The sequence below is a fragment of the Streptomyces sp. x-80 genome (assembly GCF_046549095.1).
GTDB lineage: Bacteria > Actinomycetota > Actinomycetes > Streptomycetales > Streptomycetaceae > Streptomyces > Streptomyces celluloflavus.
In genome coordinates this window covers 270,673-287,989 of the sequence record NZ_JAJPWM010000006.1, presented here as the reverse complement: position 1 = coordinate 287,989, position 17,317 = coordinate 270,673, and the positions used below count along the sequence as shown (strand labels likewise).

Annotated in this window: 14 protein-coding genes; 6 read left to right on the top strand and 8 right to left on the bottom strand. The window is 75.0% G+C overall.

Annotated elements, in window-relative coordinates; translation table 11 throughout:
- Positions 1-41 precede the first annotated feature (41 nt).
- Positions 42-500, top strand: a complete 459-nt coding sequence (locus tag ACLJWH_RS14290; RefSeq protein ID WP_411142038.1) for a GNAT family N-acetyltransferase — start codon at positions 42-44, stop codon at positions 498-500.
- A 51-nt stretch (positions 501-551) separates the two neighbouring features.
- Here ACLJWH_RS14290 and ACLJWH_RS14285 read toward each other — a convergent pair whose 3' ends face one another.
- Both ACLJWH_RS14285 and ACLJWH_RS14280 read right to left on the bottom strand, forming a co-directional pair.
- A complete protein-coding gene (locus ACLJWH_RS14285; protein ID WP_411142037.1) occupies positions 552-2,231 on the bottom strand; it encodes a DUF6297 family protein in 1,680 nt (559 codons plus the stop codon).
- Positions 2,228-2,947, bottom strand: a complete 720-nt coding sequence (locus tag ACLJWH_RS14280) for an ABC transporter ATP-binding protein (RefSeq protein WP_411142035.1) — start codon at positions 2,945-2,947, stop codon at positions 2,228-2,230. Before ACLJWH_RS14280 ends, ACLJWH_RS14285 begins: the two co-directional genes overlap by 4 nt.
- Before the next feature lie 269 nt (positions 2,948-3,216).
- Between ACLJWH_RS14280 and ACLJWH_RS14275 the strand changes: the two genes are divergently transcribed.
- Positions 3,217-4,440 (top strand): aminotransferase class I/II-fold pyridoxal phosphate-dependent enzyme, encoded by a 1,224-nt coding sequence (locus ACLJWH_RS14275; protein WP_411142033.1) that lies wholly within the window; start codon positions 3,217-3,219, stop codon positions 4,438-4,440.
- Positions 4,441-4,981: 541 nt separating this feature from the next.
- Positions 4,982-6,136, top strand: coding sequence for an MBL fold metallo-hydrolase (locus ACLJWH_RS14270; RefSeq protein WP_411142215.1), 1,155 nt, complete (start codon positions 4,982-4,984; stop codon positions 6,134-6,136).
- Between the two features lie 56 nt (positions 6,137-6,192).
- Here ACLJWH_RS14270 and ACLJWH_RS14265 read toward each other — a convergent pair whose 3' ends face one another.
- Positions 6,193-6,840, bottom strand: a complete 648-nt coding sequence (locus tag ACLJWH_RS14265) for a DedA family protein (RefSeq protein WP_411142032.1) — start codon at positions 6,838-6,840, stop codon at positions 6,193-6,195.
- Positions 6,837-7,619 (bottom strand): MBL fold metallo-hydrolase, encoded by a 783-nt coding sequence (locus ACLJWH_RS14260; protein ID WP_411142031.1) that lies wholly within the window; start codon positions 7,617-7,619, stop codon positions 6,837-6,839. Before ACLJWH_RS14260 ends, ACLJWH_RS14265 begins: the two co-directional genes overlap by 4 nt.
- A gap of 184 nt (positions 7,620-7,803) precedes the next feature.
- On the opposite strand from ACLJWH_RS14260, the gene ACLJWH_RS14255 reads away from it, so the two are divergent.
- The gene (locus tag ACLJWH_RS14255; protein ID WP_411142214.1) at positions 7,804-9,978 is read left to right on the top strand and encodes a phage holin family protein; all 2,175 of its coding nucleotides are present in this window, start codon (positions 7,804-7,806) and stop codon (positions 9,976-9,978) included.
- 87 nt (positions 9,979-10,065) lie between these two features.
- Complete coding sequence (locus ACLJWH_RS14250; RefSeq protein WP_411142030.1) at positions 10,066-11,424, top strand: amino acid permease; 1,359 nt, start codon at positions 10,066-10,068, stop codon at positions 11,422-11,424.
- Here ACLJWH_RS14250 and ACLJWH_RS14245 read toward each other — a convergent pair.
- Complete coding sequence (locus ACLJWH_RS14245) at positions 11,421-12,488, bottom strand: fatty acid desaturase family protein (protein WP_411142029.1); 1,068 nt, start codon at positions 12,486-12,488, stop codon at positions 11,421-11,423. The genes ACLJWH_RS14250 and ACLJWH_RS14245 overlap by 4 nt on opposite strands.
- Before the next feature lie 322 nt (positions 12,489-12,810).
- On the opposite strand from ACLJWH_RS14245, the gene ACLJWH_RS14240 reads away from it, so the two are divergent.
- Positions 12,811-13,233: a nuclear transport factor 2 family protein gene (locus ACLJWH_RS14240; RefSeq protein ID WP_411142028.1), complete on the top strand. Its 423-nt coding sequence runs from the start codon at positions 12,811-12,813 to the stop codon at positions 13,231-13,233.
- Positions 13,234-13,260: 27 nt separating this feature from the next.
- On the opposite strand, the gene ACLJWH_RS14235 is transcribed toward ACLJWH_RS14240, so the two are convergent.
- The 3 genes from ACLJWH_RS14235 to ACLJWH_RS14225 all read right to left on the bottom strand — a co-directional run bounded on the left by ACLJWH_RS14235 (position 13,261) and on the right by ACLJWH_RS14225 (position 16,959).
- Positions 13,261-14,073, bottom strand: a complete 813-nt coding sequence (locus ACLJWH_RS14235) for a helix-turn-helix domain-containing protein (protein WP_411142026.1) — start codon at positions 14,071-14,073, stop codon at positions 13,261-13,263.
- Between the two features lie 108 nt (positions 14,074-14,181).
- Positions 14,182-15,138 carry a YihY/virulence factor BrkB family protein gene (locus ACLJWH_RS14230; protein ID WP_411142025.1) on the bottom strand — a complete coding sequence of 319 codons (957 nt, stop codon included), beginning with the start codon at positions 15,136-15,138 and terminating at the stop codon, positions 14,182-14,184.
- 720 nt (positions 15,139-15,858) lie between these two features.
- Positions 15,859-16,959, bottom strand: coding sequence for a DUF1266 domain-containing protein (locus ACLJWH_RS14225; protein ID WP_411142024.1), 1,101 nt, complete (start codon positions 16,957-16,959; stop codon positions 15,859-15,861).
- Between the last annotated feature and the right edge of the window lie 358 nt (positions 16,960-17,317).

The following is a 17,317-nucleotide window of genomic DNA, read 5'->3' as shown; positions in this document are numbered from 1 at the left end:
ACCGGGCGCCCACTCCTGGGTCGCTGTGGTTCCATGCCCGGATGATCAGGCGACGGAACGACAGTGACCTCGACGCGTGTGTGGCCGTCCTGGCCGAGGTGCACACCCACAGCGGCTATCCGCACCACTGGCCGGCCGACCCGGCGCGCTGGCTGACCCCCGACGGCCTGACCGCCGCCTGGGTCGCGGAGGCGGACGGCGCGGTCGTCGGACATGTGACGCTGTGCGGACGCGAGGTCAGCCGGCTCTACGTCGGCCCCGCCGCCCGCGGCCGGGGGCTCGGCGGCCGGCTGCTGCGCGGTGTCGAACAGGAGGCGGCGGCGCGCGGTCTGCGGCCCCTCCTGGAGGTGAAGACCACCGACACCGCGGCCATCGCCCTCTACGAACGGCTGGGCTGGCTCCGCCGCGCCACCGCGCGCCAGGAATGGGGAACGGGCGAAGTGGTCGAGGTGTACCACTACGAGGCGCCCGCCCCGGAGCGCGTGGACGGGCGGGGCTGATCCGGCGCGTTCCACCGGGCGGGCGCCCACGCGGCGGCGCCCGCCCGGCGGTCAGCGGCCGCGCAGTCCGGCGGCCCGGCGGTACGCGAGACCCAGCAGAACGGCCGTCAGCAGCACCGACGTCAGCGCGAACGTGGCCACCGAACCGGCCGCGAAGCCGTGCGCGAGGAGCGAGCCGACCGCGATCCCGAGCGTGCTGACCGAGATCAGCGGGGCCAGTACGTACCAGAGCAGGAAGACGAGGAAGCCGGGGTCGCCGACGGGCGTCGGGACGCCCAGGAACAGCAGCTCCGTCCGCACCGGGCCGCGCACCGCCGACAGCACCGCCGCCGCCGCGAACGGCACCGCGCACAGCGGCATCACCAGCAGCGCCCACGCTCCGCCGCGGAGCGCGAACGGCACGGCCGCGAGCAGCGCCAGCACCGCGCCCAGCGCCGCGGGCACGATCGCGTGCTGCACCATCAGCGTCGCGAAGCGGAACGGCGACCACGCCGAGCGCCGCAGATCGTCCCCCTCCAGCCGGGCCGGTTCGGCCAGCGCGCCGACCGCCACATAGCCGAGCACCAGCGCCACGACCACCGCGACTGTCCGCGCCGCGCCATCGGCCCGGACACCGAGCGCGGCCACCGCGGCGGCGACCACCGTCCACAGCGCGGCACCGCCGACCCGGCCCGGCGCGCGCAGCAGGGCCACCGCGTCCCGCCACACCACCACCAGATACCTGCTGCGCGGCATCGGCAGCCGCCGCCGGACCCCGGCACCGCGGTCGCCCAGCGCCTCGGACACCGCCAGCTTCGCGGCCCGCAGTTCCACCGACCAGAGCACCGAGGAGACGGTCGCCGCGGTCGCCGCGCGGGTCCGCAACTGCGCGTTGCGGACCGCCGGGACCCTGCGGTACGCGGCCACCAGCGCACCGGCGGTGACGGCCACCAGCAGGACGAGCGCGGCGAGGCGGCCGGGCGCGGAGCCGCCCGCGGCGTGGACGACCGGCTGTGCGGCCCAGCCCCACGGCCCGGACCACAGTTCGACCTGCTCCACCACGGGGAGCCGGTGCCCGGTCCACGCCCAAGCCGTCTGACCGGCCAGCGCCATCAGCAGCAGCACCCCGTACGGCGTCAGCGCCCGTACCCGGCGGGCGAGCCGGGGCCTGCTCTCGACCTGCGTCGCGAGCGCCACGGCCAGCAGCGGCAGACAACTGCCCGCGGGCAGCCACCCGGCGAGGGCGGCGCCCAGCGGCGACAGTCCGGTGACGCGCAGCAGCAGCGCCCCGGCCACCGCGGCCAACACCCCGGCGAGCAGCGCGAGCCCGGCCGTCAGCCGGAACCACGGGCGCAGCACCCGGCCCCGGTCGACCGGCTGGTCCAGCAGCCACGCCGCGTCCGGCCCCGGCACGACGACCGGGCCGCGCCACAGCGCGTCCCGCGCGGCGAGCAGGGCCAGACCGAGGGCGAGGAAGACCAGACCGCCCGGGAGCGCGCGGCCGATCGCGACGCCCGTGTCCCCGTGCAGCGCGTCGTGGTGGAGATGCTGGGCGAAGCGGTAGGCGAACGTGGTGCCGTACCCGGCGGCGAGCAGCAGCACGGTGTAGAGGACGACGGCCAGATCGCGGTGGCGCTGCCGGCGGTGCCGGCGGCGCCTGGTGCGCAGCCAGCGCAGCGTCTCGGGGGTGCGGTCGTCGTCCGCGGCCGTCCAGACCGGTTCGTCGGCCACCAGGGGCGGCGCCTGGCTCATCCGCGCCCGCCGAGCCGGGCGAGCACCGCGGCGGGCGGTCCGGCCGCGATCACCGCGCCGTCCTCCAGGGCCACCATCCGGTCGGCCACCGCCTCGGCGAGCTCGGCCTGATGGGTGGCGATCAGCACCGCGACGCCGTCCTTCTTCTCGCCGATCAGCAACTCGGCCAGCCGGCGCCGGGAGTCGGGATCCAGCCGCTGCTCGGGCTCGTCCAGTACGAGCAGGTCGCGCGGCCGGACCAGGGCGGCGGCGAGCAGCAGGGACTGCAACTGCCCGGAGGAGAGCGAGGCGGGCAGCGCGCTCGCGTGGTCGGTGAGGCGGCGGTCGGCCAGCACCTGGTCGATCCAGGCGTCCGCGTCGTCCACGGCGTGCGCCACCGTGATCAGTTCGAGGTGCTCGCGGACCGTCAGGTCCGGGTAGCAGGCGACGGTGTCGCCGACGACCGCGACCCGGGCCCGTACCTCGGGATCGTCCTCGTCGATCTTCCTGCCGTCGAACAGCGCGGTGCCGCCGGTCGGTTCGTCCCGGCCACTGGCGATCCGCAGCAGGGTGGACTTGCCGGAGCCGTTGTGCCCGAACAGGGCGGTGCAGGTGCCCGCCCGGACATCCAGGTCCAGCGGGAGCAGCGCCCGCCGCTCGCCGTACGTGCGGCTGATCCTCCGCAGCTGGAGCAGCGGGCGGCCGGTGCCGCCGCCACCGTCGATGGTGCTGGGCATTCGACCTCCGAGGCACATGAACCGTCGCCCGACCCTAACGCGCGGGCGGTACGGCCCCCGGGCGGGCCCGCCCGGCCTCGTACAGGTGAGCGAGCGGCTGCGCCGTACGGCCCGACCGTGCCCCGCCGCGGCGTGCCGGGCCCCCACCGCCAGCCCCGCCTGACGTGTCGTCCCCCGCCGCCACCCCCGTGATCTGCCAAGGTGGTCGAGGCCGTCAATCATGTGATGGGCCCACCATCGACCTGCCGACGTGGCGTGTGGAGGTACGGATGCAGCGGACCGCACCGGACCCGCAGCGGGAGCCGGAGCCGGGGCCGGGGTCGCCGGCGGGCCTGCCGGTCCTCCCGGACCTCGCCGCCCGCCTCGCCGCGGCCGCCGGCCGCACCGCGCCGGAACCCCCGGGCGGCGGACCGCCGCTGCGCTCCGCCGCCTGCGGCTACTGGGAACGCCGCGGTCTGTTCACCGCCGCGGACCGGGTACTCGCCGCCCCCGGGGCGGCCGCCCTCCTCCTGGCCCTGTACGCCGCGGCCGACGGCGCCGTCCTGCTCCCGCGCCCCTGCGCCGAGGAGTACGCGCCCCCCGCCCACCTGCTCGGACTGCCGGTGCACCGCGTGCCGGTACCGGCCGAATCCGGCGGCGTGCCCGACCCGTTCGCCCTGCTGGAGACCGTCCGCCGGGCCCGGCTGCACGGCGAGAGCCCGCAGGTGCTCGTGCTGTCCGTCGCCGACGACCCGACCGGCACCTGCCCGCCGCCCGAGCAGCTGCACGAGGTCTGCGAGGCGGCGGCGGGGGAGGGGCTCTGGGTCATCAGCGACGAATCGCGCCGCGATCTGCTGCACGATCCGCACGACACGGTGCTGCTCAGCCCCGCCGAGATACTGCCGGCGGAGGTCGTGGTCCTCACCGACCTGCGGGCCGCGCTGGTCCCCGCCTCCTGGCCCGTCGCGCTCGCCCGCTTCCCGGCCACCGACCGCGGCGCCACGCTCCGCGCCGCGACGCTGGCCGCGCTCGCCGCCCTGCGCACCCCGCTCGCCGGACCGGTCGCCTGCGCCGTCACCCACGCACTCGGCGAACCCGCGTCCGTCCGCGCCAGGACCGCCACCGCGGCCCGGGTGTACGGCACGCTCGCCGCGGCGCTGCACCACACCCTCACGGCGGCCGGCGCGGTCTGCCGCCCGCCGCACTCCGGCAGCCACCTCTACGCCGACCTCGACCCGCTGCGCCGGCCCCTCGCGGCCCGCGGTATCACCGAATCGGCCGCGCTGGAACGGGAGTTGGCGCCCTGGTCCGCGCGCGGCGGGCACCGCTTCGGCGACGATCCGGGCGCCCTGCGGGTACGGCTGGGCGCCGAGGCGCTGCTCGGCGCCGGCACCCAGTTGCGTCAACGCGTCCTGGACGCCCCCGACCCGCTCGCCCTCCCGCATGTCAGGGAGGCGCTGACCACGCTCTCGCGTGAGCTGGCCGTGCTCACGGAGCCGGCGGGGGGTGGCTGATCCGCTGCCCGCTGCCCGCCGTCCGCCGTCCGCCGTCCGTTGCCCGTTGCCCGTTGCCCGCTGCCCGCTGCCCGCTGCCCGCCGTCCGCCGTCCGTTGCCCGTTGCCCGTCGCGCCCCGCCCGTCGTCGGTCGCCCGCCGCCCCTCGTGCCCGCCCGGGTACGTCCGCCGGCCGGACGGAACCCGCCCCGACCCGTCCCGGAACCGCTCCGCGCCCGCCCCGGGTCTGTCCCCGAATCCCGGTTCTGTCCACCGAATGGAGCCCCTCGATGACCGAACAGACCGAGCGCTCCCGCACCGAACGCTCTCTCGCCGAGCCCTCCGCCGCCGAGCGGCTCCCGTACGCCGGGCCGGGCCATGGCACCGGGCCGAGCGGCGGGGAGGGCGGGGGGAGCGGTGGGCCGGCCGCGGACCGGCCGGGCGAGCCGGATCAGCCCGGCCAGGTGAACCAGTTGGAGCAGCTGGACCGGATGAGTCAGGCGGGTCAGGCGGGTCAGGCGGATCGGGTGGGGCAGCTGGTCGGCGGGAGCGGCGTCGTGGCCATGAGCGTGGCGGCGCCGTCGCCGGACGCGGCGGCCGCCGGCGACGGCGCCGCCCTGGAGGTCCTCGACGGCGCCGCGGCCCCGGGGAGCTCCCCGAATCCGCCCGCCGCCACCGTCCCCGCGGACCCCCTCGCCCCCGACGGCCTGGTGGAGCCGCGGCCCGCCCCGCCGCCACTCCCCGAACCGCGCCCCCTGGGGGAGACCCGCAGCTGGCCGCGGGACTTCACGGACCGGCTGACCGCGCCGCTGCCCGGCGTCCGCGCACTGGCCAGGATCGCCCGGGACGGCAAACTGCGCCCGGCCCCCGAGGCGCTCCGGGAGATCCCGCAGCTCCCCTTCGAACCCGGCCCGCTGCCGGCCGCCGGCACCACGGCCGTCGCCCTCACCTGGGCCGGGCACGCCAGCTGGGTGATCCGGACCGGCGGTCTGACCGTACTGACGGACCCGGTCTGGTCCCGCAAGATCCTCGGCACGCCCGCCCGGGTCACCCCGGTCGGCGTCCGCTGGGAGGACCTCCCGCCGGTCGACGCCGTCGTCATCAGCCACAACCACTACGACCACCTGGACGCCCCCACCCTCAGACGGCTGCCCCGGCACACGCCTCTCTTCCTCCCCGCCGGCCTCGCCCCCTGGGCCCGCCGCCGCGGCTTCACCGAGGTCACCGAGCTCGACTGGTGGGAGGCGGCCGAACTGCCCGGCCCCGCGGGCCCGGTACGTTTCGACTTCGTCCCGGCCCACCACTGGAGCAAACGGACGCTGACCGACACCTGCCGCTCCCTGTGGGGCGGCTGGGTGCTCACCGCGCCCGGCGGGCGGCGGATCCACTTCGCCGGGGACACCGGCTACGGCCACTGGTTCGAGGAGATCGGCCACCGCTACCCCGGTATCGACCTGGCGCTGCTGCCCATCGGCGCGTACGACCCGCGCTGGATGCTGCGGCCGGTGCACACCGACCCCGAGGAGGCCGTCCGGGCCTGCCAGGACCTCGGCGCCCGGGTCCTGGTCCCGATGCACTGGTCGACGTTCCTGCTCTCCGCCGAACCGCCCCTGGAACCACTGCACCGAGTCCGCGCCGCCTGGGCCGCCACCGGCCGTCCCCGCGCGGACCTCTGGGATCTGCCGGTCGGCGCGTCCCGCGTGCTCGGCGAGGACTGAGCGGGGCAGCCGGGCAGCCGGCGCGCCGGGGGCGGGGGTCCGGCCCCGTGCCCGCGCTACACGTGCTCGCCGCCGCTGTCGTCGCGGCCCGCCGGCCGGAGGCGTCGCCAGAGGGCGGGGGCCACGCTGATCAGCACGGTCAGGGCGAGCGCCGCGACCACCCCCTGCCACGGTTCACGGAACAGCGAGCCGCCCAGCAGCCCGACGAGCTGGTACGTCGCCGCCCAGGCCAGGCAGGCCGGAATATCGCCGTGGACGAACCGGCGCAGCGGCATCTTCGAGAGCAGACACGCGAGCATGACCGGGATGCGGCCGGCCGGCACCAGCCGCGACAGCACCAGCACCAGGACCCCGTGCTCCCGCAGTTTGTGCTGTGCCTGCGCCAGCCGCTCCGGCGCGGCATGCGTGCGCAGCCGCTCCAGCCAGCGCGAGCCGCCCCGGGAGCGCACGCCGCGCTGTCCGAGCCAGTACAGCCCCAGATCGCCGAGGAGCGCCGCGAACGACGCGACCGCGAAGACGATCAGCAGGGCGAACGGCGACGTGTGGTGGAAGGCCACCACCGCGGCCGAGCTGACCACCGCTCCCGTTGGCACCACCGGTACCAATGACCCCAGGACGACCAGCAGAAAGAGCGACGGATAGCCCACCGCCTGCTGCGTCGACTCCGGTGGCACGCTCACCATCAGCTCGCCGGCGAGCGTCATCGCGCGACCACCGGCCGAACGGACTCGCCGTGCCCGAGCCGGTAGACCGTCATCGTCGGCACGAGGAGGGCCAGCCGGCGCTCGAACTCCCGCCCGGGAGCGTGGAATTCGGCCGGCCGTACGGCGGCCATGCCGATCGGCCAGTACGTGCCGTAGTGCACCGGGACGGCGCAGGCCGGTGCCAGCCGGGCCGCCGCCTCGGCGGCCCGGCTGGCGTCGAGATGGCCGGGCCCGAGGAACGGCCCCCAGCCGCCCACCGGCAGCAGCGCCGTCTCGCACGGTCCGACCTCGTCGGCCATCCCGTCGAAGAGCCCGGTGTCACCCGCGAAGTACGTCCGCGCCGCGCCGTGGATCACATAGCCGAGCGCGGGGACCCGCTGCGGCCCGTACGGCAGCCGCCGCCCGTCGTGCGCCGCGTGCACCGCCCGTACGGTCACGGCACCCGCCGCGACCTCGTCGCCCGGCCGCACCTCGGTCACCCGCAGCCGCCGGGCCCCGGCCACCCGGCGCAGCCCCGGCACGGCGTCCGCCGCCCCGCGCGGCACCACCAGCCGCGTCCCGGGCGCGAGCCGGGCCAGCGAGGCGGGGTGCAGATGGTCGGCGTGCAGATGGGAGACGAGCACGAGGTCGGCCCGCGCGGCCTCCGGCGGCGGCAGCGCGCCCCGCCGGCGCCGCAGATGCGCCAGCCGACGGGTGAACAGCGGGTCGGTCAGCACCCGTACCCCGGAGTCCTCGACCGTCACGGTGGCATGTCCCCACCAGGTGACCTCCACCGACACCGTCGACCTCCCGATTCGCCGCGCCCATCCGGTCGCGCCCTCCGATCCTCCACCATCCGCCCGGATCCGCGAGTGCCGGGGCCCCGCGGATCCGGCGCCCTGACGCCCACACGATGTACCGGGCATTTCGGATATCCGGGTGCACAAGTGGCTGACCAGGCGGTCTATGACACGCTGGACGGCGATGCCCGCTGCCGGTGCGGGCCGGAGCGTGAGGCGGGACGGCGTGCGGACGCGGTGGCGAACACGGGGCGGTGCCCTGCTGCGGGTGCTCGCGGTCTGGCTGGTGTCCTCGTGCACCCTGCTCGTGCTCGCCGCCCTGCTGCCCGACTTCCGGCTGCAAGCCGCGGGCGGCACCGGCAGCACGGACGCGGCCGTCACCGCCGCCCTGGGAGCCGGGGCGTTCGGCCTGCTCAGCGCCCTGGTGTGGCCGCTGCTCGTGCGCGCCCTGCTGCTGGTGCCCGCGTTCGTCCTCGGCCTGCTGGTCTTCTTCCTCAACGGTTCCCTGCTGCTGCTCGCCCTCGACCTGACGCCCGACGCCGGCCAGGCCGCCCCGGAGACCGCGGTGATCGTCGCGGCCGCGATGTCCGCGACCTCCTCGGCCACCTCCGCCTTCCTCGCGGTGCGCGACGACGAGGCGTACCACCGCCGGCTGGTGCGGCTGGCGGGCCGTCGCGCCCGGCGTGCCGCCCGCGGCCCGGACACCCCCGGCACGCTCTTCCTCCAGCTCGACGGGGTCGGCCACGACCTGCTGCGGGAGGCGACCGAGGGTGACCACCCGCTGATGCCGACCGTCGCCCGCTGGCGGGGCGGCAGCCACCGCCTCACCCCCTGGCGCACGGACTGGTCCAGCCAGACCGGCGCCAGCCAGCTCGGCATCCTGCACGGCAGCAACGAGGATCTGCCCGCCTTCCGCTGGTACGAGAAGGAGACCGGCGCACTCGTCGTCAGCAACCGGCCCACCAGCGCCGCCGAACTCCAGCGCCGCGCCGTCGAGCGCACCGGTGACCGCGGACTGCTCGCCCACGACGGCGCCAGCCGCGGCAACCTCTTCAGCGGCGGCGCCGAGCAGGTCGCCCTGGTCATGTCGGTGGCGGCCCGCCGCGGCAGGTACAACCGCTCCCGGGCCGGCTACTTCGCGTACTTCTCCGACCCGGCCAACGCGACCCGCACGGCCGTCTCCTTCGTCGCCGAGGTCGTCCGCGAGATCGTCCAGGCGCTGCGCACCCGCTTCCGGCGCGAGCTGCCACGGGTCAAACGGGGCGGGCTCTATCCCGTCATCCGGGCCTTCGCGACCGTCGTCGAACGCGATGTGGTGGTCGCGGCCGTCATCGGCGACATGCTCGCCGGCCGGACCGCCGTCTACGCCGACCTGGTCGCGTACGACGAAGTGGCCCACCACTCCGGGCCGCGCCACCGCGACACCCACCAGGTGCTGCGCCGCCTCGACCGGTCCCTCGCGCTGATCGAGCGGGCCGGCCGCCACGCCCCGCGCCCGTACCGCATCGTGCTCCTCTCCGACCACGGCCAGAGCCCCGGCGCGACCTTCCTGGAGCACTACGGGCTGAGCCTGGGCGATCTCGTACGGGCCGGGTGCGGGCTGCCGGTGCCGCGGCGGGCCGGGCGGACGCCGAGCGGGGCCGAGGCCAGGGAGGCGGCCCGCGCCGCGCTGCACCGCCGGGAGGGGGCGGCGGGGGACGGCTCCCCGGACCCGGCGGGGCCGCCCGCGGCGGCGGCGCACCCGATCGTGCTGGCCTCCGGCAATCTGGGCCTGGTCTCCTTTCCCGATGTGCCCGGCCGGATCACCCGCGAGGAACTGGACCGCAGGCACCCCGCACTGCTCAGCACCCTCGCCAATCACCCCGGTATCGGCTTCCTGCTCGTCCGCTCCGCAGCACACGGCGCCGTCGTGCTCGGCCCGGCCGGCGCCGAGCACCACCTCGACACCGGCCGGATCGTCGGCACCGACCCGCTCGCGGGGTTCGGCGACGGCGCGGCCGACGCGGTGCGCCGCACCGACCGCTTCCCGCACGTCGCCGACCTCATGGTCAACTCCGCCTACGACCCGCGGACCGGTGCGGTGCACGCCTTCGAGGAGCAGATCGGCTCGCACGGCGGGCTGGGCGGTGCGCAGCGCGAGGCATTCCTGCTGTGGCCCGCGGAGCTGACGCCGCCGGTCCCGGACGGCGAGCCGCTGACCGGCGCCGAGCAGGTGCACCGGGTGCTGCGGCGCTGGCTGCGGGAGGCGGACGGGCCGCAGCAGCCCCTCGAAGCCGAGGTGAACGAAATGCGGTACGAAGAGGTCGAACCAGGAGCTTTTCCGTCGCAGAGGCGTACCCCACAGGACAAAACTCGTTGATTTTGGTGCAAGGGCACCGGTCGCCGACGATATGCAGTCGTCCGGCAATCCCGGGCGTTCAGCGCACGACGAGAGGCCCACCACGCCATGCACGACCGGCACACCCGCCGCTTCGGTCTGGGCACCGCCACCTGCCTGGTGATGGGCAACATCATCGGCGGCGGCATCTTCCTGCTGCCGGCCTCGGTGGCCCCCTTCGGCACCGTCAGCCTGGTCGCGTTCGGCGTACTGACCATCGGCGCCCTCGCCCTCGCCCTGGTCTTCGGCAAGCTCGCCCGGCGCCACCCGGACACCGGCGGCCCCTACGTCTACGCGCGCGAGGCGTTCGGCGACTTCGCCGGATTCCTGTCCGCCTGGTCGTACTGGACCATGACCTGGGTCAGCAACGCGGCGCTCGCGGTCGCCGCCGTCGGCTACGTACACGTCCTCTTCCCCGGACACCAGTCCCGGGGCGTCGATCTCATGGTGGCGCTGGGCGCCCTGTGGCTGCCCGCCCTCGCCAACTTCGCGGGCACCCGCTACGTCGGTGCGGTCCAGCTGGTCTCCACCGTCCTGAAGTTCGTCCCCCTCCTCTTCATCGCGGTCGTCGGCCTCTTCTTCTTCGACCCGGACAACCTCGGCCCGTTCCACACCGGCGGCGGCAGCGCGATCGGCGGGATGTCCGCGGCGGCGGCGATCCTCCTCTACAGCTATGTCGGCGTGGAGTCCGCGGCGATGAGCGCCGGCGAGGTCCGCGACCCGGAACGGAACGTCGGCCGGGCCACCGTCCTCGGCACCATCGGCGCCGCCGTCGTCTACCTCCTGGGCACCGTCGCCGTCTTCGGCACCGTCGCGCACGACAAGCTGGTGAACTCCAAGGCGCCGTTCTCGGACGCGGTCAACGCCATGTTCGGCGGCCACTGGGGCGGCACCGCCATCGCCGCCGCGGCGGTGATCTCCATCGTCGGCGCACTCAACGGCTGGACGCTGATGAGCGCCCAGTCGCCGTACGCCGCCGCCAAGGACGGCCTCTTCCCGGCCCTCTTCCTCACCAAGCGGCGCGGGGTGCCGACGTTCGGTGTGCTGGCCGCCGTGGTGCTGGCCAGCGCCCTGACGGTGATCAACTACCTGACCGGGGCCGGCGGCGTCTTCGAGATCCTGGTGCTCATCACGACCTTCTCGGCGACCGTCCCCTACCTGCTCGCGGCCGGCGCCCAGATCTACTTCCTGCTGACCGGACAGCGCGACAAGGTCCGCCCGGCCCGCTTCGCCCGCGATCTGACGCTCGCCCTGGTCGCCTTCGGCTTCACCTTCTGGCTCGTCGCCGGTGCCGGCTACGCGGCCATCTACCAGGGCGTGCTGTTCCTCTTCGCCGGCATCCTCGTCTACGCGTGGATGGCGGCGCGGCGCACCGGACGCCTGCGGGCCGGGGCCCCGGACCAGAGCGCCCCGGACGGCCCCCGCTAGTCCCCCCGGCCGGCCTCCACCGGACGGGCCCGCAGGGGTTCGCCGACCCGGTGGAGGTGGCGCAGCGCCTCCGCGTACGAGGCGAACAGCCCGGTCTCGTGGTACGGGACGCCGATCTCGGCACAGTAGTCGCGCACGATCACCTGGGCCCGGCGCAGATGCGGGGTCGGCATGCTGGGGAAGAGATGGTGCTCGATCTGGTAATTGAGGCCGCCGAGCATCAGATCGGTGACCGGACCGCCGCGGACGTTGCGCGAGGTCAGCACCTGACGGCGCAGGAAGTCCGGGCGGTCGTCGCCGGTCAGGGTCGGCATGCCCTTGTGGTTGGGCGCGAAGGTGCAGCCCAGGTAGACGCCGAACACGGCCTGGTGGACGAAGAGGAAGGCCAGTGCCTTGCCGGGCGACAGGACGAGAAACAGCGCGCCCAGATAGCAGACGATGTGCGCCAGCAGGAGGGCGGCCTCGGTGCCCTTGCGCTTCATGGTGGGTGAGCGCAGCGCCCGGATGCTCGACACATGGAGGTTGAACCCCTCCAGGGTGAGCAGCGGGAAGAACAGCCGCGCCTGGTGGCGGCCCAGGAAACGGGGTATTCCCGTGGCGGCCCGCGCCTGGTCCTGGGACCAGACCAGGATGTCGGGCGAGACGTCCGGATCCAGCTCCTCGTGGTTGGGGTTGGCGTGGTGGCGGGTGTGCTTGTTCATCCACCAGCCGTAGGACATCCCCACCCCGAGGTTGCCGAACAGCCGGCCGCCGATCCCGCTGGGACGGCGCTTGCGGAACACCTGCATATGCGCCAGGTCATGGGTGACCAGCGCGATCTGACCGAAGACGAAGGCCAGGAGGACGGCGGTGCCCAGCTGCCACCAGCTGTCGCCGAGGAGGACGAACGCCACCCAGCCCCCGGCGAAGGCGGCGGTCACGAGCGAGAGCCGCGCGGCGTAGTAGCCGGGCCGCCGCTTCAGCAGTCCGGCGGCCGTGACCCGGCGGGACAGCCGCGCGAAGTCGCTGCCGGCGGGCGCCTCGGGAGCGCGGGTCGGGGAAGGGGGCTGGAGACTGGTCGTCATGCGCTCAAGTCTGCTGAGCGGACCGGGCCCCCGACAGCCGGTGCGCCCCCGGACACAAGGTGGGGCCTGCCGGTGTTCCTCAGGGGTGGTAAGCACGCCCCCCCCGCGAAAACATACGCCGCGACACGGCCAGGACGGGCCCCTCTCCCGCGTGGCGACACGGTGGCCGGGCCGAGTTCGCCCTTACCTCCGGAGTAATCGACCGCCGTGCGGCGGCCCGGCAGAGTACGGGTACCGGGTCACGGGCCGGCGCACTCCGGCCCGTGAACCCGGCCCACCCATCTCGTCCCTCCCCTCCCACGGAATTCACGAGGAGCCCGCCATGACCCGCACCGCGCAGCAGACCAACGCCCCCCGGACCGCCGACGCCGGGGCCCTCGACTACCAGGCCGCCGCCGCGCGGTACTTCGAGGCGTGGAACGCCGTCGACCCGGCGGCGCTCACCACCGCGGTGGCCGCGGCGTTCACCGAGGACGGCAGCTACACCGACCCGCTGGCCGATGTCGCCGGTCACGAGGGGCTCACGGCGGCGATCGCCGGGGTCCACCAGCAGTTCCCGGGCTTTGTGTTCCGGCAGTTGGGGGACGTGGACGGACATCACGACATCGCCCGGTTCGGCTGGGAGCTGGTCAGCGGGGCCGACGGGTCGGCGCCGGTCGCCGGCTTCGACGTGGTGCGGCTCGCCGCCGACGGCCGGATCCGCTCCGTACTCGGCTTCCTGGACCGGGTGCCGTCGGGGGCGTGAGACCGCGGCCGCCCCAGGGCGCACCCGCTACGGCACCAGCTTCCGCAGCCGGGCAGCCGTCTCCGCGTCGGCGGGCAGAAAGGTCTCCACCGCCAGTTCGGAGACGGTCACGTCCATCGGTGTGTTGAAGGTGGTCATGGTCGAGATGAAGGAGAGCACGGCGCCCTCGTGCTCGATCCGCAAGGGCAGTGCGAACCGCGGATGCTCGCCGCCGGCCGCCTGCTCCCGTCCGCCCCCGGGCAGCGGATAGCCGCTCACCTCGTCGTAGAGCGCGCGCAGCGGCGCGGACCGCAGCAGCGCCAACTGCCGTTCCATCTGGGCGAGGAGATGGCCGCGCCACTCCGGGAGGTTGCGGATCCGTGGCGCCAGGCCCGCCGGATGCAGGGTGATCCGCATGGCGTTCAGCGGCGGCCGCAGCAGCTCCTCGTCGACGCCCGCCAGCAGCATCGCGATACCGCGGTTCGCCGCCTGCACGTGGTACGTACCGTCCACCACCAGCGCGGGGAACGGCTCGTAGCCGGTCAGCAGCCGCGCCATCCCCGCGCGCAGGGCGTCCATCGACGGGTCGTCCATCGGCGTCTCCGGGAAGACCGGGGCGTAGCCCGCCGAGATGAGCAGGGCGTTGCGTTCCCGTACGGGCACGTCGAGATGCTCGGCGAGCCGCAGCACCATCTCCTGGCTCGGCCGGGAGCGGCCGGTCTCGATGAAGCTGATGTGCCGGGCGGAGGAGTCCGCGCGCAGCGCCAGCTCCAGCTGGCTGATCCGGCGCCGGTCACGCCACTCGCGCAACAGCCTCCCCACGCCCATGGCCTCCGGCGGGCACGCCGCAGCAGTCGTCATGGGCCCGAACCTAGCCGACGCCCGCGGCGGCGGGCGTCGGTGGGGCGGCCGGCAGGGCAGGGGTGGGGCCCGGTCCTGCCGGCTGGTGCCGCCCGTGGCGCGGCGCGGTCAGGAGCGGCGGGACGACCGCCGCCGCGGCCGCACGACCCGGCCCGCGCGTATCAGCTCCACATTGAACTGAGCGCCGCACAACAGCGACAGATGGGAGAACCACAGCCAGATCAGAAAGACCACGGGGCCCGCCAGCGAGCCGTAGAGCCGGTTGAAGGTACCCACGTACGACACATAGAGCGCGAAGCCCGCCGAGCACACCAGCCACATCAGCACCGAGACCAGCCCACCGGGCGCCGCGGCCCGCACCCCGCGCGAAATCGGCGGCCCGGACCGGAACAACACCATCACCAGGACACTGGCGAGCAGCACCAACAGCGGCCACTTCAGCAGGTCCCAGGACGTGTCACCGCTCGCACCCAGCTCCAGCGCACGCAGGACGGCGCGCGCGATCGGCCCGCTCGCCAGCAGCGCCACCGCACTGCTGATCAGCAGCGCCATGAGCAGCAGCGCCGTGGCGAGGATGCGCGGCGCCTTGTGCCACGGCGGACGGTCGTCCTGCATACGGTGCATGGCGTGCAGCGCCCGGCGGAACACCGCCAGATAGCTGCACGAGGACCACAACGCGCTGACCAGGGCGCCACCCACCACCAGCCAGGCGGCGGTGCGCTGCTGGGACATCCCGATCAGCGCGCGGCGCACGGTCGCGCCCGAACCGGTGGGGGCGATCGAACTGAGGTGATTGATGAGGACCGCGGTGGCCGAGGGATCGGCGAGACCGATCAAGGACACCGTGACGATCAGCGCCGGCAACAGCGCCAGCACCGAGTAGTACGTCAGGCTCGCCGCCCAGTCCGTCACATCGTCGTGCCAGACGGACACCGGCGTACGGCGCAGCGCGGTGCGGCACTGGGCCCACGTCGGCAGGGCGGTGCGCGACGGCTCGGCGGCGGACTCGGGGCGCGGCCCGGGGTCCGGCCCGGGGGAGGCGCGCCCCGTGGCGTCAGCACCCATGGCGGTCTCCCGCCGCCGTGGTCCGCGACCCGAGCGGCAGGCGCAGCCGCTGCCGCATCCGGAGCCGTGGCCGCAGTGCGTCGCGCGGACGGTCCCGGCCGGGCGCGGACGGCCCGGCCGTTACCACCACCCCTGGGCGCGCCGGCCCGTCGAACGCGATCCCGCCGCTCCCGCCCATGCTCTGCCCGTCCTCTCCGCCGATACGGTTCCGCCGGCCGGCCCGCTCTCCCGGACCGGCCCGGCCCTCCGGCCGGCCCGCTCTCCTCGACCGGCCCGCTCTCCCGGACCGGACCGCTCTCTCTGAACGGTCCGGTCGATGAGATAGATCCAGCATCTTCGACCGTGCCGCCTGCCCGAGGTGGTACCGCCCGTCCGAGGCCATGGTGGCCGCATCGTCCCCCGGCACCACGGTCATCCCCCGTATCACGGCCGACCCCGTGTCACGGCAGTCCCGGCCACGACAGCCGCGCTCGCGGCCGAGGCCCGTCCACCAGCTCAACCAGCTCAGGCCGCTAGACCAGCACAACTGACACAGTGCTCAGCTGCCCCATAGTGGCTCAACCGACCCATAGCGATCCAACCGGCCCAGGCCGGAGGAAGCCGAGGGACCGAAGCCAAGTACGGCACATACGGCGCGTACGGCACATACGGGCCGCACGTACCACCGTCGCCGCGACACCGGGCACCGACACCGGCCCCGGACGGCCGCCCGCCCCGGCGTCAGGCGAATGCCAGCCCCCGCCACGGTGAGCCCGGGTCCTGGGTGAGGACGCGGTGGATGTTCACCGCCTCGGCGTACTGCGGGCCGAACCAGCCGTTGTCGAAGGCCAGCATGCGGCCCAGCGCATAGCCCGCGGCGAACTCCGCCCACGAGCCGTACACCTCCCGGGCCCGCGCGCCGGCCCGCTGTACGGCCTGCTCGGCCTGGTGCGGCGCGCACAGCCGGGCGCCGAGGCCCCAGCGGACGAGGTTCACCGCGTGCGCGAGGTCCAGCGCGACGAGGGAGACCACCCGGCCGTCCGCCGGCAGCAGCCCGTCCGCCCGGAACCGCTCCTCGTACCGGCCCACCACCTCGGGAACCCCGTGCGCCGCCGCATCGCCGTCCGACCCCTCGGCGCCGCCGCGCTCGCCGTCCTCGGCGTGCTCGCCACCGTCAACGCGCTCGCCGCCGTCCCGGAGACGGGCACGGGCGCGCAGCGCCGCCTCCGCCTCGGCCGGTACGAACTGTCCGCCGAGCAGCTGGTCGAAGCGCTGTTGCCAGGAGGCGGGATCGGCCACCGACCACTGTTCGCGCAGCGTCTGCGTGTCCGTGGCGTGGTCCAGGAAGGTGGTGCCCAGTTCATTCCACGGCACGCTGTGCTGTACGGCGATCGGCGCACCGCACGCGAGCCCCTGCGCCAGCGGACCGTGCAGCGGACCGCCGAGATGTGTGGTCAGCAGACCGCCGGGCCGCACGCCGACCTGGGCGCGGAACTGGAGCCAGGTGGCGCGGTGCGCGGCGGAGGCCGCCAGGTATGTCGCGCACGGCGTACCCGGATTGACCGCGAGCCGCCATTTGTCGTTCGGCCAGTCCTGCGCCAGATCCTCGACCGAGACCCGGTCGAAGAACTGCTGCGGCTGCCACGGCGGCAGCATGCCGCGCGTCAGTACGGGGAGGCACCTACCGCCCGTCGCGGGGTCGTCGTAGACGGGCAGCGGGTCCTGCCCCTGCTGCGGCACCGCCAAGTACAGATCCTCGCCGGCGAGCGCCGCGAGCTGCCCGTTCCAGTCACCACGCGCCGTCGCCTCGCACAGCCGCCGTTCCGTCTCGGTCGGCGGCACCCATCCCGGAGTACCCACAGATCCAGACCCTACGGCGACCGACGGATCCGGCGGGAAGCGGGGCTGTCGTACCGACCGCGCGGACATCCCAGGAAGGCCGGAAAGCCGGAAGGCCGGAAGGCGTCGTCACGTGGGGACGGCCCGGCCCGTGGGCCCGTTCCAGGAGCCCCGCCCGCCGGGAGCCGGCCGCCGAGGGCTCCGCCCGTCCGCAGGCCGGCGCCGCCGCCGGAACCGCCGCGTGGGCAGGCCGGATCGCACCGGATCCGCAAGGCCCTGGCCCGGTACCGTCGCGCAGGCAATACGCTGGGCGGGCCGCACGGACGCCAGGGCGGCACACGGACGGGCGCAGGGGCGCGGG

Excerpts from the sequence above, each read along its gene's own strand:
- ACLJWH_RS14290 (WP_411142038.1), top strand. The coding sequence starts at position 42 with ATGATCAGGCGACGGAACGACAGTGACCTCGACGCGTGTGTGGCCGTC.
- ACLJWH_RS14285 (WP_411142037.1), bottom strand. The coding sequence starts at position 2,231 with ATGAGCCAGGCGCCGCCCCTGGTGGCCGACGAACCGGTCTGGACGGCC.
- ACLJWH_RS14280 (WP_411142035.1), bottom strand. The coding sequence starts at position 2,947 with ATGCCCAGCACCATCGACGGTGGCGGCGGCACCGGCCGCCCGCTGCTC.
- ACLJWH_RS14275 (WP_411142033.1), top strand. The coding sequence starts at position 3,217 with ATGCAGCGGACCGCACCGGACCCGCAGCGGGAGCCGGAGCCGGGGCCG.
- ACLJWH_RS14270 (WP_411142215.1), top strand. The coding sequence starts at position 4,982 with ATGAGCGTGGCGGCGCCGTCGCCGGACGCGGCGGCCGCCGGCGACGGC.
- ACLJWH_RS14265 (WP_411142032.1), bottom strand. The coding sequence starts at position 6,840 with ATGACGCTCGCCGGCGAGCTGATGGTGAGCGTGCCACCGGAGTCGACG.
- ACLJWH_RS14255 (WP_411142214.1), top strand. The coding sequence starts at position 7,804 with ATGCCCGCTGCCGGTGCGGGCCGGAGCGTGAGGCGGGACGGCGTGCGG.
- ACLJWH_RS14250 (WP_411142030.1), top strand. The coding sequence starts at position 10,066 with ATGCACGACCGGCACACCCGCCGCTTCGGTCTGGGCACCGCCACCTGC.
- ACLJWH_RS14245 (WP_411142029.1), bottom strand. The coding sequence starts at position 12,488 with ATGACGACCAGTCTCCAGCCCCCTTCCCCGACCCGCGCTCCCGAGGCG.
- ACLJWH_RS14240 (WP_411142028.1), top strand. The coding sequence starts at position 12,811 with ATGACCCGCACCGCGCAGCAGACCAACGCCCCCCGGACCGCCGACGCC.
- ACLJWH_RS14235 (WP_411142026.1), bottom strand. The coding sequence starts at position 14,073 with ATGACGACTGCTGCGGCGTGCCCGCCGGAGGCCATGGGCGTGGGGAGG.
- ACLJWH_RS14230 (WP_411142025.1), bottom strand. The coding sequence starts at position 15,138 with ATGGGTGCTGACGCCACGGGGCGCGCCTCCCCCGGGCCGGACCCCGGG.